At 54.0% G+C, this 16,763-nt stretch carries 14 protein-coding genes; 4 read left to right on the top strand and 10 right to left on the bottom strand.

Annotated elements, in window-relative coordinates:
• Window positions 1-69: 69 nt before the first annotated feature.
• Complete coding sequence (gene yjdN / locus SIK69_RS15550; protein ID WP_319627693.1) at window positions 70-504, bottom strand: VOC family metalloprotein YjdN; 435 nt, start codon at window positions 502-504, stop codon at window positions 70-72.
• Between the two features lie 141 nt (window positions 505-645).
• Window positions 646-981 (bottom strand): zinc ribbon domain-containing protein YjdM, encoded by a 336-nt coding sequence (locus SIK69_RS15545; protein ID WP_319627694.1) that lies wholly within the window; start codon window positions 979-981, stop codon window positions 646-648.
• A gap of 430 nt (window positions 982-1,411) precedes the next feature.
• On the opposite strand from SIK69_RS15545, the gene crfC reads away from it, so the two are divergent.
• Entirely contained in the window at window positions 1,412-3,736 is a 2,325-nt protein-coding gene (gene crfC, locus SIK69_RS15540) for a clamp-binding protein CrfC (RefSeq protein ID WP_319786487.1), read from the top strand.
• Complete coding sequence (locus tag SIK69_RS15535) at window positions 3,733-4,605, top strand: diguanylate cyclase regulator RdcB family protein (RefSeq protein ID WP_319786486.1); 873 nt, start codon at window positions 3,733-3,735, stop codon at window positions 4,603-4,605. The genes crfC and SIK69_RS15535 overlap by 4 nt, the downstream gene beginning before the upstream one ends.
• A 22-nt stretch (window positions 4,606-4,627) precedes the next feature.
• Here the strand turns inward: SIK69_RS15535 and kdgT are convergent, their stop codons facing one another.
• A complete protein-coding gene (kdgT, locus tag SIK69_RS15530; protein WP_319627697.1) occupies window positions 4,628-5,623 on the bottom strand; it encodes a 2-keto-3-deoxygluconate transporter in 996 nt (331 codons plus the stop codon).
• Window positions 5,624-6,278: 655 nt separating this feature from the next.
• Between kdgT and proP the strand changes: the two genes are divergently transcribed.
• Window positions 6,279-7,781: a glycine betaine/L-proline transporter ProP gene (gene proP, locus SIK69_RS15525; protein WP_319627698.1), complete on the top strand. Its 1,503-nt coding sequence runs from the start codon at window positions 6,279-6,281 to the stop codon at window positions 7,779-7,781.
• A gap of 70 nt (window positions 7,782-7,851) precedes the next feature.
• Here proP and SIK69_RS15520 read toward each other — a convergent pair whose 3' ends face one another.
• The 7 genes from SIK69_RS15520 to SIK69_RS15490 form a co-directional block, all read right to left on the bottom strand.
• Window positions 7,852-8,820, bottom strand: coding sequence for a nickel/cobalt transporter (locus tag SIK69_RS15520; RefSeq protein ID WP_319786485.1), 969 nt, complete (start codon window positions 8,818-8,820; stop codon window positions 7,852-7,854).
• Between the two features lie 95 nt (window positions 8,821-8,915).
• Window positions 8,916-10,253, bottom strand: a complete 1,338-nt coding sequence (gene adiC, locus SIK69_RS15515) for an arginine/agmatine antiporter (protein ID WP_319786519.1) — start codon at window positions 10,251-10,253, stop codon at window positions 8,916-8,918.
• 115 nt (window positions 10,254-10,368) lie between these two features.
• Window positions 10,369-11,133 carry an AraC family transcriptional regulator gene (locus SIK69_RS15510; RefSeq protein WP_319786484.1) on the bottom strand — a complete coding sequence of 255 codons (765 nt, stop codon included), beginning with the start codon at window positions 11,131-11,133 and terminating at the stop codon, window positions 10,369-10,371.
• Window positions 11,134-11,389: 256 nt separating this feature from the next.
• Window positions 11,390-13,657, bottom strand: coding sequence for an arginine decarboxylase (adiA, locus tag SIK69_RS15505; protein ID WP_319786483.1), 2,268 nt, complete (start codon window positions 13,655-13,657; stop codon window positions 11,390-11,392).
• A 158-nt stretch (window positions 13,658-13,815) separates the two neighbouring features.
• A complete protein-coding gene (gene cbpM / locus SIK69_RS15500) occupies window positions 13,816-14,115 on the bottom strand; it encodes a chaperone modulator CbpM (protein WP_319786482.1) in 300 nt (99 codons plus the stop codon).
• Window positions 14,108-15,034: a curved DNA-binding protein gene (cbpA, locus tag SIK69_RS15495; protein WP_319786481.1), complete on the bottom strand. Its 927-nt coding sequence runs from the start codon at window positions 15,032-15,034 to the stop codon at window positions 14,108-14,110. The genes cbpM and cbpA overlap by 8 nt, the downstream gene beginning before the upstream one ends.
• Window positions 15,035-15,152: 118 nt before the next feature.
• Complete coding sequence (locus SIK69_RS15490; protein WP_319627704.1) at window positions 15,153-15,362, bottom strand: HHA domain-containing protein; 210 nt, start codon at window positions 15,360-15,362, stop codon at window positions 15,153-15,155.
• Between the two features lie 458 nt (window positions 15,363-15,820).
• On the opposite strand from SIK69_RS15490, the gene SIK69_RS15485 reads away from it, so the two are divergent.
• On the top strand, window positions 15,821-16,763 hold a 943-nt coding region (locus SIK69_RS15485; protein WP_319786480.1), incomplete at its 3' end, for a hypothetical protein.

The following is a 16,763-nucleotide window of genomic DNA, read 5'->3' as shown; positions in this document are numbered from 1 at the left end:
ACAGTGAACGAACGATGAACAGTTGAGGTAAGACGTGTGACAGGGCGAGTGGTCTCGCCCCGGAAGGAATTACTGCGGTTGTTTCACGACGTTGATCATCCACGGCACGCCGAATTTATCGACTACTTTGCCAAAGCCGTGGGCCCAGAAGGTTTCCTGCCAGTCCATTTCGACTTTCCCGCCCTCGGCGAGGGCATCGAACCAGCCTTTCCCTTCGTTGACGTCCTGGGTATCGAGAACCAGGGTAAAGCCGGAATAGCTGACGCTGCCGGTCATCCCGTCGCTCATCATTATTTCGCTGCCCGCGATGCGGACGTTGGAGTGGGCGATAGCATCGGGGGGGAAAACCATACCGGAAGGGCAACCGTCTTCGCTGTTCTGATCGGCTGTCGGCATTTCGCCAAAGGTCATTTTGTAACCCAGCTCTGCGTTGAGCGCCTGCTGATAAAACGCATGGGCCTCGGCGCAGTTACCGGAGAAAGAGATGTAGGGGCTTAAGGGCATAACCATAACCTCGGATAAGGAGTACCCGATAAGTGTAGTTACGGCGAGGTAAAGTAACCAGGCGGTAGTTTTTTGTTCAACCCATAATGATGGGCGTTGAAGGCCCGGCAAGCGTGCGCTGCCGGGCGGTATGGCGTGGATTTAGTTCTTTTTAACGAACTCAGATTTCAGCTTCATCGGGCCAAAACCATCAATTTTGCAGTCAATGTTATGATCGCCCTCAACGAGGCGGATATTCTTCACTTTGGTGCCGATTTTTAACATTGAAGAGCTGCCTTTAACTTTTAAGTCTTTCACCACGGTGACGCTGTCGCCGTCGGCCAGCAGGTTGCCATTGGCATCTTTAACAGTCAGCACATCGTTGTCCTGTGCAGGCTCGGCGTCGTTCCACTCGTGGGCGCACTCAGGGCAGATAAACATGCCATTGTCTTCATAGGTATATTCGGAATTGCATTTCGGGCAGTGTGGCAGAGACATAGTCACCTCGTAATAATTGAAAACGCGCCACAGACCGTGTAAACCGCCGCTGAGCGCTAAAAGTATGACTCATTATACCGCATGTCCTTACGGTTGTCGGGACTATTTGCCGGTCGCCCTGGACCGCCTCCGGGCCTTTGTAGACATTTTGATATTTCGAAATTGCCGAGTAATGACGTTTGCGTTATGGTGAGGAACGCATTTTTTAATATTACTCAGTGCTATTCTACCTACGTTTTTTCGTAGGGAAATTTATATGCAATATATCCTGTCGAATGGTGTATATAGCGCTAATCTGTATATCTCCTGATTTCTTACGTGCTGCATTCCTTTGCGCGGTACTGATAATTATATAAGAAATAAAATCGGGAAATTAAAAAAGTCTGACCAATAAAAGTTATAAAATTTGCGTTAAGGGAATACTTTAACCATGTACACACAGACAATATTTGAATTGAGTCAGGAAGCTGAGCGCTTGCTGCAATTGGCTTTACGACATCTTGAGACCGTTAATGGATTACCGGGCAACGTGACGAGCAGCGCTGAAACACAGTATGCGCAGCCTGGGAGCGCGCACGCTCTGGGAACCCAGCAGGGCACGTTGAATAACGAGTTGCGCAAAATCACCCGGCTGGAAATGGTGCTGGCGATAGTCGGCACCATGAAAGCAGGGAAATCCACCACCATTAATGCCATCGTTGGAACCGAGGTTTTACCTAACCGTAATCGACCAATGACAGCATTGCCAACGCTTATTCGCCACACGCCGGGTCAGAAAGAGCCTGGACTGAATTTTATTCATGTTAAGCCTATTGAACGCTTAATGCATGAATTACAGGATAAACTCCGGCACGTCGATCGGGCAAAACTCGCTTTGCGCCTGGAAATGGATAAGGACATGAATGCCCTGCTCGAACGTATAATTGGCGGGGTCGCCTTTGAAAAACATTATCTCGGCGCGCAGCCTATTTTCCAGTGCCTGAAAAGCCTCAACGATTTGGTACGGCTTTCCCGAGCAATAGACGTCGATTTCCCGTTTGCCGACTACGCGGCGTTTGAACATATTCCGGTGATCGAAGTTGAGTTCGTGCATTTGGCCGGATTGGGTGAAAATGCCGGTCAGCTCACGTTGCTGGATACACCGGGGCCGAACGAAGCCGGGCAGCCGCATCTGCAAAAAATGCTCAATGAACAGCTGTCCCGCGCCTCGGCGATACTGGCGGTGATGGATTACACCCAGCTCAAATCGATTTCCGATCAGGAAGTGCGTCAGGCGATTGCGGCAGTCAGCAAGTCGGTGCCGCTGTATGCGCTGGTGAACAAATTCGATCAGAAAGACAGAAACAGCGACGATGAAGATCAGGTGCGGGCGATGATCTCCGGCACGCTGATGAAGGGGTTTATCACACCGGGGCAGATTTTCCCGGTGTCGTCGATGTGGGGCTATCTCGCCAATCGCGCCCGTCATGAGCTGAACAGCAACGGCAAATTGCCCAACTACCAGGAACAGCGCTGGGTGCAGGATTTTGCCGAAGCGGCGCTGGGCCGACGCTGGCGAACCGCCGATCTCGATGATGTGACCCATATTCGTCATGCCGCCGATCTGCTGTGGGAAGACTCGCTGTTTGAAAAGCCCATCAATATGCTGCTACACGCGGCCCACGCCAATGCCTCACTGTTCGCGCTGCGTTCGGCTTCCCACAAGCTGCTGAACTATGCGCAAAACGCACGAGATTTTCTCGACTTTCGTTTGCAGGGGCTGACGGTCGCCGCCGGGCAATTGCAGGACAATATCGTTCGTCTTGAAGAAGACATGGCGCAGTTTGAGGTGCGTCAACGGGTGGTCAGCGAAGAAATTAATCATGAAGTAGAGCAGGCGATGGATGCCGCCGGGGCGTTTATCGCCGGTCAACAGCAGGAAATTTTGACGCTGATCGACAGCCGCTTTAGCCACGATAATCTGCAGGCGATGAGTCTCGCCCATGGCGCGGATTTGCGTTGGTCGCAGCAGGATGATAGCGGGGCACTGATCCTCGAAGATGAAGAGCAGGCCAACCGACTGCTCAGCATCATTCGCTCCGATTGCGAAAGCACGGCTTTTACCTGCCAGCAAAATATTATCCGCGAGCTGTCACTGCGTTTTGGTCAGCTCGAAACATCGCTCAGCCGAACTCTGGATGACGCGCTTAAACCGATTGAAGCCCACGTCAAAGAAGAGCTGCATCGGGCCGGGTTCCGCACCCGGGTCACGCTGCCTGTTTTTCAGTCCGGATCGCTGCAAATTACCCTGCCGCAGTGGTTCAACGGCGCGGTCGCCACTGAGGATTTGCCGGTAGGCAGCCTGCGTGGCGGGATGCGAGAAACGGTCAGCCGTTGGCTCAACAATCCCAACTGGGGTTGGGATGATTACGTATTGACCAAAACGCGTTACATCATTGATGTAAATGCGATTAAGGCGCGGATCGTGGAGAGCGTGTCGACCTTCTGCGCACAAATCCTTAAAGCTTTGGCGCTTCAAGTCGATGTTTCTGTGACGGCGGGGATGGTGACCTTCTTTGCAGAGTTTTCACAGAGTCTCAGCGGCCTGCAGAAAAATTTGCAGGAGAGTTTGGCCTTACGCCAGCAGCATCAGTCCACGGTAAATACCTTATGTCAGCAGCTTACACAGTGCCTGGCCACGGTTCGCTGGATTGAAGAGGACGCGCGGTTATTGCGCGACGACATTCAAACCCTTTTTGCGGCTGAACAGAGATGAATACGCGATTGCTGGAGGGACCAGGCCGCTGGCTTGAATCCCTCCACGCCCGATTTATGGTCAGTCTGGTGTTGGGCATTGAAAATCCACGCCAGCATACGCTCGCCCCACAACAGCAGCAGTTTCGCGAACGTCTGATGAATGAAATCATGGCGCAAACCCAGCTGCGACCGTGGTCGATGGCGGGGCTGTTTAGCGACAATCCTGCGATGCGTCTCGGATTGACAGAAAAACTCGCCAGCCAGTTCGACCCTGGTCATTTGGCCCTGACACGCATGAGCCACTATCTGCGCTTTCTTCAGAGTAAAAGCCACAGTTCACCGGAGTTACGTGAGCAGTTTGGCCTGGTCAGCGAGCAGTTTAGTCAGCGGGCGGAGCACAAACAGCGGGCGCTAACCCAGCGCGGGCTAATGGTGGAGTCGGGCGCGCACAGCGAGGAAGTGTTTACCCGCTGGCATGCCGGACAGTACGACGGCTGGTCGCTGGCAGGGCGTTGTTTTATCGCGCTGGAAGAGCTGCGCTGGGGTGCGTTCGGCGATGCGTGGCGGCTGGCGAACGGCGAGGTGCGCGGCCTGCTGAAAGACAGTTTGCGTAGGATGGCGGCCCAGTATCTGGCGCAAGGTATCGGCGCAGCGACGGAAACGCGCCACTCTTATCATCAATGGTTGGTATCGCCGACGTCTGTAGGTTTAATGGATTACAAAGAGATGCTGGCCTGGCTCGGAAGCGACTGTGATGCAGTCCGTCAGCCGGTGTGCTGGTCGGTGACCCAAACCTGGCAGCCGGTAGCATTGGGGATGCCGCGCCTGTGTTCGGCCACCCGTCTGGTGGATGCGATGATTGAGGAGTTGTTTACCGACGAGGCCTGAGGGCCCCGCCGGGATCAGAACGTTAGTGATGTAACGATTCTGCCACTACTGCTTCAGGCTGCTTGGCCTGCACGGTGCCAAACCGTTTGGCATACAGCGCGGTGATAATCGGCACCAGGATCGCGGTAACAATCACGCTTGCCGCGACCAGCGCCGTGGCTGATGCCGCCACCGGTTCAAAGGCCGGGTTAATCTGCGCAATAATCACCGGGTTCGCTACCGCCGCACCCGCCGCCGACGAGGCCGCCACTCCCGCCGTGCCATTCCCGCCACCGAGTACGCGGTCGGCGATAATCAACGGGATCCCGGTAATCACAATCACCGCCACGCCCAGCACGATACCCAGCAGGCCGGTATCCATAATCACGCCAAGGTTAATGGTATTCCCGAGCGCGAAGCCAAAGAACGGGATCAGCACCGGCGTCGCTTTGCTAAAGAAGGCGCGGAAGTCGTGGTCAAGGTTGCCGAGAGCGAAACCAATCAGGAACGGCAGCACAGCCCCGATGAAGTGGTGCGCTTCAAAGGAGGCCAGTCCGGCGGAACCGAGGATAACCATGGTCATTAGCGGGCCAGATTCCAGAGACATCAGCACGAACGCGCCGGATTCTTCTTTCGAACCGTACTGGTTCATCAGGCTGGCGTACAGCCCGCCGTTGGTCATATCCATCGCGGACACCAGCGCCAGCACTGACAGTCCGGCGAAGAAGCCGGTCTGAATCCCGCCGTCCGGAATAAACGTAGCGGCAATCATCGCCACTACCCACGCAACGGCAATTTTGGTGATCACCAGGGTGCCTGATTTGCGTAATACCGTGCCGGTGGCACGTAAATCGATGGATGCCCCGATGCAAAAAAACCAAACGGCCAGGATAGGAACCGTTCCACCAATCATACCTTTGGTGAACGAACCAAAATAATTACCGGTATCAGGTGCCAGCGTATTTAATACGGCACCCAATAACAGTGGGACTAACATCATTCCGCCAGGGATACGTTCAATGGTGGCTTTAATTTTCATTTTTTATCCTCACTTCCCCACACCGTCAGGCCGGGGCGACACAAAAGAAGAGGGTTCAACAGCTTGGCAATGTTCTGAGGTTATGATGCGATCAATGGAATATTGATTCAATGAAAATAAAACAGCGTTTTAGTTGTATTGATCACATATTTTGCAGGAAATTCTTAAGTCGGGCTTTTATATGATTTAGCTGTGAATTGGATGTAAAGAAATGTCGGCAATAATCCGTTAGCGCATTAATTATTTTGCTGCTTAATAAGAGATAACAGGCTGGTGAAACAGGTGTTTTTTCGACCGTGTACGCGAATCCGGATTGAGAAAAGGCTTAAAGTGAGGGGGGGCTTATTGACGTTTCATGAATCAACTTAACAGTCAGCACTATTTTGCGTGAAGTTGATCACAAATATAAACGCTGTTAGGGTAAGAAAGGAAAGTACGAAAAATATCACGACACATTGAGATTTTGGTCAGATCTTTTCTGCCAGAGCAGGCGTCATCAGGTTCGGTTGTACAGGCTGTGAGCAGCCAGTGGAAGTAAACCTGCTACGCTTGAATTGAGGAGCACAGCAATTCGCCGCTCCACTACCGCACGCACGCGAGCGCTTGCGTTTGCCTCCCCTGTGTGCGCTCAAGGCGATAGTTAACGAGGACAAAAATGCTAAAAAGGAAAAAAGTTAAGCCGATCACTCTGGGTGATGTCACCATCATCGACGATAGTAAGTTGCGCAAGGCGATTACCGCCGCGTCGCTCGGCAACGCGATGGAATGGTTCGACTTCGGCGTTTACGGTTTTGTGGCTTACGCACTGGGTAAGGTTTTCTTCCCCGACGCTAACCCTAGCGTTCAGATGATTGCAGCCCTGGGGACCTTCTCTGTTCCCTTCCTGATCCGCCCGCTTGGCGGCCTGTTTTTCGGAATGCTCGGCGATAAGTACGGTCGCCAGAAAATTCTCTCCATCACTATCATCATTATGTCGATCAGTACCTTCTGTATCGGCCTGATCCCCTCTTATGCCACTATCGGCATCTGGGCACCTATCTTGCTGCTGCTGTGTAAGATGGCTCAGGGCTTCTCTGTGGGCGGGGAATACACCGGGGCGTCTATCTTCGTCGCCGAGTACTCGCCGGACCGTAAGCGCGGCTTTATGGGCAGTTGGCTCGATTTCGGGTCGATTGCGGGCTTCGTGTTAGGTGCAGGATTGGTGGTACTGATTTCGACCATTGTCGGGGAAAATAACTTCCTCGAATGGGGCTGGCGTCTGCCGTTCTTCCTCGCCTTGCCGTTAGGGATTATTGGTCTGTATCTGCGTCACGCGCTTGAAGAGACTCCGGCTTTCCAGCAGCACGTTGAGAAGATGGAGCAGGGTGACCGTCAGGGTCTGCAGGACGGACCGAAAGTTTCGTTTAAAGAGATTGCCACCAAACACTGGCGTTCGCTGCTGGTCTGCGTGGGGATGGTGATTTCAACCAACGTCACCTACTACATGCTGCTGACCTACATGCCGAGCTATCTGTCGCATAACCTGCACTATTCAGAAGACCACGGCGTGCTGATCATCATCGCTATTATGGTGGGTATGCTGTTTGTGCAGCCGATTATCGGGATGCTCAGCGACCGCTTTGGCCGTCGCCCGTTCATTCTGGTGGGTAGCGTGCTGCTGTTCCTGTGCGCAATTCCGGCCTTCATCATGATTAACAGTGATGTGGTCGCGCTGATTTTTGCCGGGCTGCTGCTGCTGGCGGTGATCCTCAACTGCTTTATCGGGGTGATGGCATCATCGCTGCCCGCGATGTTCCCGACCCATATCCGCTATAGCGCGTTGGCGAGTGCCTTCAACATTTCGGTGCTGGTGGCCGGTCTGACCCCGACGCTGGCGGCGTGGTTGGTGGAATACACCCAAGACCTGATGATGCCTGCGTATTACCTGATGGTGATCGCCGTTATCGGCCTGATGACCGGTATCACGATGAAAGAAACCGCGAACCAGCCGCTGAAAGGCGCGACGCCGGCGGCGTCTGATATCCAGGAAGCGAAAGAAATTCTGCGCGAGCATCACGACAATATCGAACATAAAATTGAAGATATTGATGCGGAAATTGAAGCGCTACAGGAAAAACGTACCCGTCTGGTGGATCAGCATCCACGCATTAACGAGTAATTTTTCTCAATACTTTCCATCAAAAACGCTTCCTGTCCGGAAGCGTTTTTTTTATGCCTGTCGCTGGCGGTCAGCATCCGGCAGCGATGTAGTCCCCGTTGGCACTGATCGGTATGACGGTCATAAACAGGACCAACGCGAACAAGATAATCAGCACTCCACCGATGATTTTTACCACGGGCACCAGCCGGTGAAGCTGACTTGAGTCTTCGCCAAACCAGGCCACCGCGCGTTCGCGCGCGTAGCGCACCGCCAGCGATAAGCCGAGAATCGACAGCGCCGTGCCGAAGGCCATTGCCATCACTGCGATAATCCCCCAGCTCACAATGCCCAGCGCGTTGGAGAACAGCATGATCATAATAGCCCCGCTGCACGGGCGCGCGCCGATCGCCAGAACGATACCGACCCGCGTTTTCCAGTCTGCCTGAGCGATGTCGGCCCTGACGCCGTGATGCCCGCAGCCGCAGTCGGCAGCATGTTGATGTCCGCTCGCATCCTGCGGGGTCAGGCGAGAAAATCCGAACGCCTTGGGTTTGAGGCTTTTCAGGGCCTGCCAAATCACCAGTGCGCCGAAGCTGCCGATCAGCACGGCGCTGATTTTTTCGATGTACCAGCGGCTTTCGCTCAGGTCGCCAGAAGCCAGATTCATCCCCACGGCGAGAATAAACACGAACAGGATAGCGCTGATGCCCTGCATCAGGCTGCCAAGGAACGGGACTATCCGAGCCGCTAACTGGCTCTCCCGGTGGGTGCTGAGATACGTGGTGACAATAAATTTGCCGTGACCCGGCCCAATAGCGTGCAGCACGCCATACATAAACGCCCCGACCAACAACCACACTCCCGCGCTGTATTGATGATTATTGAGCTGCAAAAGGTACATCACCAGATAGCGATGCAGGGTGATTTGTGTCGCGAGGCACCATTGCAGGAACGTCGCCCAGTGGGCGTGGAGCTGAAACGCAAAGGCCAGCAGCAGAGCGACGAAAGCAAGGGTGGCAGGGATGCGCCAGTCACGTTTAACAACAGAGGGGATCATAATGGAAGCCAGTCTGCTAAGAACTCATGCAGTTAGTATAAGGGCGACTGGCAGAAGGGGTAAACGAAAGGGCCAGCCCGGAGGCTGGCTTTGTGTCAAATTTTTGCCGCTGGCACGTCGAGCGGCCACGGATTTTTGTGAATGCGATTGTAGTTGAGGGCATACAGCGCGGTGATCACCATTAAGGTAACGAACGACCACATCACTTCCTGTGCGCCGGAACCAATCACCGCCCAGATGCAATATACGAAGGCGATAAAGGTCAGCAACAGATAGGCTGGACGCGCTCTGCCAAAGTGCCCATGACCTAACAGCAGCAACGCGGCGCAGGTATAGAGATAAGGCACGAGGGTAAAGATCACCGATACCGATGACACCAGACCAAATTCTTTTGCCGCGTTCGGCGAAATGCTACTGAATTGAAACAGGGTCATGAGTACACCGACGATCAGCAATCCCGCCACTGGCGTTCCGGCGTTATTCACTTTGGCAAAAATCGGCGGGAACAGGCCATCGTCGGCGGCGGCTTTTGCCGTTTGTCCGGCGAGTAAGGTCCAGCCACCGAGCGAACCGAGGCAGCCTGCGGCGGCACAGAAGGAGACGATTGCGCCCGCGGTATTGCCCAGGGCCATGCGAGCGGCATCGCCGAAAGGCGAGGCGGACACGCGCAGGGCGGTGTTCGGGATCATCCCCATGATCGCGGTGGTGGACAGCACGTAGCACACGGCGGCAATCAGCACCCCCCCGAGGGTGGCGATGGGCACGTTACGTTTTGGATTTTTCACCACTCCAGCGGCGACAGAGGCACTTTCGACGCCGATAAATGACCATAAGGTGACGCTCAGGGTGCTCTGAATGGCGTTGAAGGTGCTCTTTCCGCTGACGTTCCATGCTGCCATGTAGGTGTCACTGTGAAACCAGAACCAGCCAAACACCGCGATGCCGACAATCGGGATCAGCGCCAGTACCGTGGCTACCGCCTGGACGCGGGTGATCATTTTCGGCCCGACGATGTTCAGCAGTACAAAAATCCACAACACCACCACGCAGGTGAGGGTCAGGACCATTGGGTCTTTGAGCACGGGGAAAAAGTAGCTCAGATAGCCGACGCCGATGACCACCATCGCGATGTTACCTATCCAGCAGGCGAGCCAGTAAAGCACATTGGTCTGGTAGCCAAGAAACGGGCCGAAGCAGCGGCGCGCGTAAGCGTAAGAGCCGCCGGGACTGGAGTCTAAGGACGACATCTTGGCATACACCATCGACAGCGCCAGGGCACCGATGATGGTTACCAGCCATCCGTAGATGGCAATCCCGCCGGTAGTGGCGAGGTTAGCAGGCAGCAGAAAAACGCCCGACCCCATAATATTACCGGACACCATCAACGTGACCGGAATCAAACCCACTTTGTGGGCATCAGCATCGCTGGACATCATATTCCTCCTGAAGATTATTCAGGGGGATAATATCGCTTTGCCACAATGATGTTAGCTAAGGGGCGGGCGGTATATCCGTAATTACTATTATTATGGCCGATCTGTTGCGTTGTCAGTCCGTCATCTGTAAATGCCGGTGTTCGGCCACGTAATGCAGCGGTGTAACGCCGTAGTGATGTTTGAAGACGGAAATAAAATATGAGGTGCTGCTATATCCACAGAGTTGAGACACCTGAGAGATATTTTTGTCGGAGGTTAATAATTCCCTGGCGGCATAGCGCATTCGACATTCGGTAATGATCTGGCTGTAGCGGGTATTTTCATTCTTGAGTTTTTTCTTTAACAAACTGGGGCTGATGCACAGGGCGCTGGCCACCTGTTGTAAACTCCAGGCGTGATGAATATTGTTTTGAATAATTCGACTGACGCTATCTTTAATACTGCTGCGTAAAATATGCATCAGTAAGGAGAGAAAGCCGGGGGTGTCGAGAAAGTTAGACAGCACGGTAAAGAGTAATGAGCGGGTGCGCTCAACTTCACAAGGTGTGCGTATTTCAAGCTGACTGTGCCGGGCTGCCTGGCGAAAAACTTCAGGCGTTGGCGCAGGACAGGCGATAACCGGCGGATTTCGTCGCGACCATGGGGTAATCGACGCGAGATCTTTATTTAAAAACTGCAAATAATCATTCACGATTTCCCGTGAAATATGAGCCACCAGCGTGGTGTCTAACGTTGTAAAGTCAATATAGCTATCGTGGCAAGGCATTATGGCTAAATGATTTTCCGGTAATAAAAAAGAGTCATGCTCGTTGATGTTTATCTGAACGTTGCTTTCAGATAACACCACCACACAAGGGGAACTGCTGCAAAGTCTCATACTCGCACTCCTGGAATATGAACAGAAAAACGCCTCAGAGAAAAGGAACACTGAGTGAGGCGAATAAATATCATTTGTATGATGAATGAAAGGCAGGCATAAAATACACTGCAAATTAAAAAAATCAATCGGGTTGAGATTGAGAGTGCTGTAAAAGAATTTGTACAGGAGTGGAACGGCAATAAAAAAGCGCGGGGCAACACCCGCGCAAAAAATACTCAGAAACAAACGTAGAATGCAGACTTACAGCATTACCTTAGGCCTTTATACACATTACGTGATAAACACCTTCGATAATTTCAGTTCCCTCGGTTTCATGTTCGAAACCCGGGAATTGGTGATCCCAGGACTGCAACGCGCGCAGATAGGCAATTTGCGGGCTGGTTTCATCACCAAAGTTTTCCCCGGACAGCAGCATTGGAATACCCGGTGGGTAAGGGATCACGGCATTTGCCGCGACGCGGTTGACCAGCCCATCGACCGGCACCATTTCAACGTTATCGGCCACTATCGCCTGGTACGCGGCGCGCGGAGTCATCATCGCCTGCGGTAAGGTCGCATAGGCCGCATTCAGGCTGGCTCCCGGGTTGTTTGTTTTCAGCCATGCAAACAGGGTGTCACCCAGGTCACGCATCCCCATGTCCCCATAACAATGCGGATACTGGGCGGCCAGCTCCGGCATCACCTGCGACAGCGGCGTGTTGGCATCATAATGGCGCTTGAAGGCGCAGAGCGTATTCACGAGCGTGCCCCATTTACCGCGCGTCACCCCCATCGAGAACAGGAACATGACCTGGAAATCGGTAGTGCGGGTTGGCACGATGCCGTGGCGGCCAAGCCAGGCGGTGACCAGCGCGGCGGGAACACCGTTGGACAACAGCTCCCCATCATCGCCCATGCCCGGCGTCAACAGGCTGACTTTGATAGGATCGAGCATGCTCCAGTTATCCGGCAAATCGTGGAAGCCATGCCAGGATTCACCCGGACGCATCACCCAACAGTTTTGATCGGTGGTCAGTAGTTTGGCCGGGGCATCGGCAAAATCAATTTTTGCGCCGCTGATCGGGTCGATGACACTCTCTTTGTTCCACGGTTTGAAGAACCAGTCGCCGTTCTCGCTGAACTCACGATAGAGTCGCGCCATCGCCTGACGGAAATCAACCGCTTCGTCGATCACTTCCTGGGTTAGCGACTGCCCGCTGTTGCCGTCCATCATCGACACCGCGACATCGTTGGAGGCGCAAATGGCGTACAGCGGCGAGGTGGTGGCATGCATCATATAAGCCTGATTGAAGCGCGAGAAATTCACCGCGCCACGCCCCTCCCGAACATGAATATAAGATGCCTGCGAGAGCGCGTTCAGCAATTTGTGGGTGGAGTGGGTGGCAAACACCGTCGGGCCGTTATGATTGCCCGGTTCGCCGCGCATCGCATAGTGATCGGCATAAATAGGATTGAAACGCGCATAGCCATACCAGGCTTCGTCAAAGTGCAGGCGGTCGGTCGTATGTTCCAACAGCGCCTGGGCATTTTTGGCGTTGTAGCACACACCATCATAGGTACAGTTGGTCACCACGCTGTAGGCGGGTTTGTGCCCGGCGTAGTCGCGGGTCAACGGGCTGGTATGGATTTTATCCTCAAGGTTTTTCGGCTCCATTTCCTGCGGATAAATGGGGCCGATAATGCCGTAACGGTTACGGCTGGGCACCATATACACCGGTTTTGCACCGGTGAGGATCAGCCCTTGTTCGATCGACTTATGACAGTTGCGGTCAATCACCACCACATCATTTTCAGTCATGCAGGCCTGCATGATGGTGCGGTTAGATCCGGAGGTGCCCACTACCACCGACCAGGAGCGATCGGCCCCAAAAACGCGGGCGGCATTTTTTTCGCTTTCGCCAAATGCGCCAGTGTGGTCGAGCAGTGAACCGAGCGATGTACGCTCAATGCCCATATCTGTGCGGAACAGGTTTTCACCGTAGAAGTCGTGATACAGGCGGCCTGCCGGGGTTTTAGTAAAGCCCACGCCGCCCTGATGGCCCGGAGCCGCCCACGAGTATTCATGGATATCGCTGTATTTCGTCAACGCGGAAAACAGTGGCGGTAACAACTGTTGGTGGTAGCGCTGCATGGCGGCAATGGCGCGCCCGGCAATGAAATCCGCAGAGTCTTCGAGGAACCAGGCAAACTCATCGATAAGCTCCACCAGTTGGCGGTTAATCAGCGAGGTGGCCTTTTCCCGCTCGGCGAGCAGAAAAACGGGCACATTTTGCTGGCGTTCGTGGAGCTTATCGAGCAGTTGGCGCACGCGATGATGCTCATCGGCCTGTTCCATCTGATAACTGAACATCAGGCAGTCGATGGCTTGGTTAGCCGCCAGTATGGTATAGCCATCATCCAGTGAGGTGGATTTCAGTACCTCGATATTTTGTGCCTGTAGCGTTTCTGCCAGACGCGCAATGGCTGCGCCTGCCCAGGTATCCTGGTGCAGAAATTCACTTTCAACGAGTAACACTTTCATTTGGTCTTACCCCTGTAGGTAGTTGGGTCGGGGCAAGTAATACGCCGTGGGCGAGGTCACGTAAACGGCACGGGCGGGTTTATCCACCCAGGGGATATTTTTATGGCTAATAGCGCTATTTGGCGGGAGAAACCCGCCGGGAAGGCGGGTTCATAAGGCTAATTGATAAAGCGTTGCAGACGCTGGAGCAGCAGACGATTTTCCTGCTTCAGGCGTTCGTTTTCATCGAGCAGGGTCAGGGTGACGGCGATTCCCGGCCAGTCGAGCGCCAGCTCACGGCGCAGACGCAACGCGCGGTGAATGATAGTGACGGCGCGATCGTCGAACAGCCAGTGTGCATCCTCGGTCCGATTGGGCTCTATCACACCCAAGCCGACGATTTCGTCGAGTTCCTCTTCGGATACCCCGGTATGCAGACAAAATTCGGTGATGGTGAAAGTGATGGTGACGTTAGCCATGTTTTTTCCCCCACTGTTGGCGCGGGTCGAAGGTCGCCTGGGCATCGGCAAGCTGCTGCCACAGCGCGGCGGTTTTCTCATCCGCTTTCGGCGGCATGACAATTTTGATTACCGCGAACAGATCGCCGGTGTGCTGCTTATTCACCAGGCCTTTGCCCTTGATGCGCAGCCGTTGTCCGGCCTGACTGCCCGGCGGAATGGTCAGCAAAATCGGCTCTTTGAGCGTGGGCACCGTGACTTTGGCCCCCAGAGCGGCTTCCCACGGGGCGAGCGGCAGCACGATTTCGAGATTATGCCCAACGATATCAAACAGCGGATGCGGTGCGATCCGGATGATAAGCCACAGGTCACCCGCGGGCCCACCGTTCTCGCCGGGTGTCCCTTGGCCTTTGAGACGAATACGCTGCCCGTCGCCAACGCCTGCCGGGATTTTGACATTGAGCGATTTAGGGATTTCCTGCTCAACGAGGCCAAAAACATTGTAGACCGGCAGTTTGTAGTTGATGGGACGGGTATGCGCTTCGAGCGTTTCTTCGAGGAAAACGGCGACCTCTATTTCCACGTCGTGGCCCCGGGCGGTATGCCGCTGATGAGACTGTTGGGCACGCTGGCCGAAGATGGAGGAGAAGATGTCGTCAAATTCTTCCTGACTGTAGGATTGCTGCTGGCCTGACGGCGGTGGCTGGCGGAACTGCGGGTCGTTGCGGTGCTGCCAGAGCGTGTCGTATTCGGCGCGACGCTGGTCGTCGCTCAACACTTCCCATGCTTCCGCCACTTCTTTAAAGCGGGCTTCAGCATCGGATTCTTTACTGACATCAGGGTGATACTTGCGGGCGAGGCGGCGGTAGGCGGTCTTGATAGTCTTGAGATCGTCCGTCGGCTTCACGCCCATAATGGCGTAATAATCCTTTAATTCCATAGCATTATCTCTTGTGAATCACACAAACAGAACGGGTTTCCCTAAAAACTTACCTCTGTAAGTGTAGGGCAACCCCAGTGATTCGCTGGAGAAAATGCGCTGGAGTGAAGCGTTGGACTTAATACTTACGCGGAGATTTTGCTTCACCGAAATCATCGTTCAGGCTGAACTGATAATCACACAGTTCTGCGCGGCGCTTATCAGCGGCTTTCTGGAATGCTGCCAGCGCTTCTGGCTCAATGCTGTTTTCAATACGGGCAACGAGTTTCTCAAGCATTTGCTCTTCATTCACATTGCGCAGTCGTTTCATGTAGTTTTCTACGGTCATATGCAACCTTACCGGTATTCGGTGTGTAATTTATCGACGCTTTCAGCGTGCAGAGTACACGATTTAGGCAATCAATGTTCGATCTATTGCATTTTAAGGGGTTTTTAGGGGCGATTTTGGGAAGTTTCGGGGGGATTGGGGATGTTTTGATGATCAAGTTCTCAGGAATGTAAGCATTTTATTTAAAGAGAAGAGTCGGTTTGAAACCGATTTTAAGCTATAGCGCAAAACATGCTTTTTTCGCAAAGATTATAACAGCATACACTGCTTTTTTGACCTAATCCCTCCTGCCTTTTTCGGTAAAATCCCTTCCATTAGGGAGGGTATTATTCAGCCCTGCTAAACATCCAACAAGGAGTCAGATGTGCTTATGCAGGTTAAGAAAAAGGCCCTGAACGGTTATTCGCAGCCTGATATTACCGGGAGTTCGTATACCTCTACGATATCAGGTAATGGTCATGGATAACGATGTAATCAACGTCAGCACCGGGGCCCCGACGGCGGCTCAGGAAGAGGCTTATTACCACTCCATTGCCTCCAGCACGGTGCAGGGCACGAAGGCTGATGATTATGTTTCGGTGATTACCCACTATAACAATGGTGCGCCAGACGAGGTGGACGCATGGACACCCCAGGGGTACGAACAGTTCAGACAGGACCATCCCCGGCTTAATTTACCCGAACTGGCAGACGGGCCGCGGACGGAGCCGGTAGCGTCCGGGCCGGTCACCACCGGCACCGGTAACACCCTCGGTAAAATCACGCAGATGCCGAAAGCCCGTAATATTGTGGCGAAAGAGGCTAACCCGGCGGTGGTGCCTGAAACCGCGGCAGAGCAGGGCATCTGGTCCGAATTCACCGACTGGGTGGGGGAAGGCGTGGACGGTATTCCGGATGCCATCGAACACCCGGAGATGGCCGCGCTGGGGGCAGGGAAAAGCGTGTGGAATATGACGCTGGATGTTGCCGGGCTTTTTGCACAGGGGGCAACCCTGCAGGCATCGGGTGACATGATGCAGCAAGCCGCCCTCACCGGTGCCCTCGGCCAGCCCGGCCAGGCCGCGGAGATGATGCAGACCGCGCAGGCCATGCAGGATAATGTTGCTGAGGTGAATTTTGACAGCGCCAGGGCGACGCTGAATACCCCGGCCGAACATACCGGGGATGTGGCCATCCAGCTGGGAATGGGCATCGCAGATGGTGTGGGCCTTGTTAAAGGCCTCGCCCGTATGTTCAGTAAAATCGCTGCCAGAGAGACGGCCGCCGCCGCGGCAACGGGCATGGCGAAAGGTGGGGGAAAAGACGCGGCGCATGCGGCTGAGCCGGGGGCCACGGTGCCTCCCCGAAAAACAGAGGCTGAGGGCAAAACGGCGGCAGATGAAAACGCCAGCCCGTCGACCT

It is taken from the genome of Scandinavium lactucae (assembly GCF_033843265.1).
In the GTDB taxonomy this organism is placed as follows: Bacteria; Pseudomonadota; Gammaproteobacteria; order Enterobacterales; family Enterobacteriaceae; genus Scandinavium; species Scandinavium lactucae.
The sequence above is the reverse complement of the archived record's forward strand: the minus strand, read 5'-3'. Positions and strand labels throughout refer to the sequence as shown.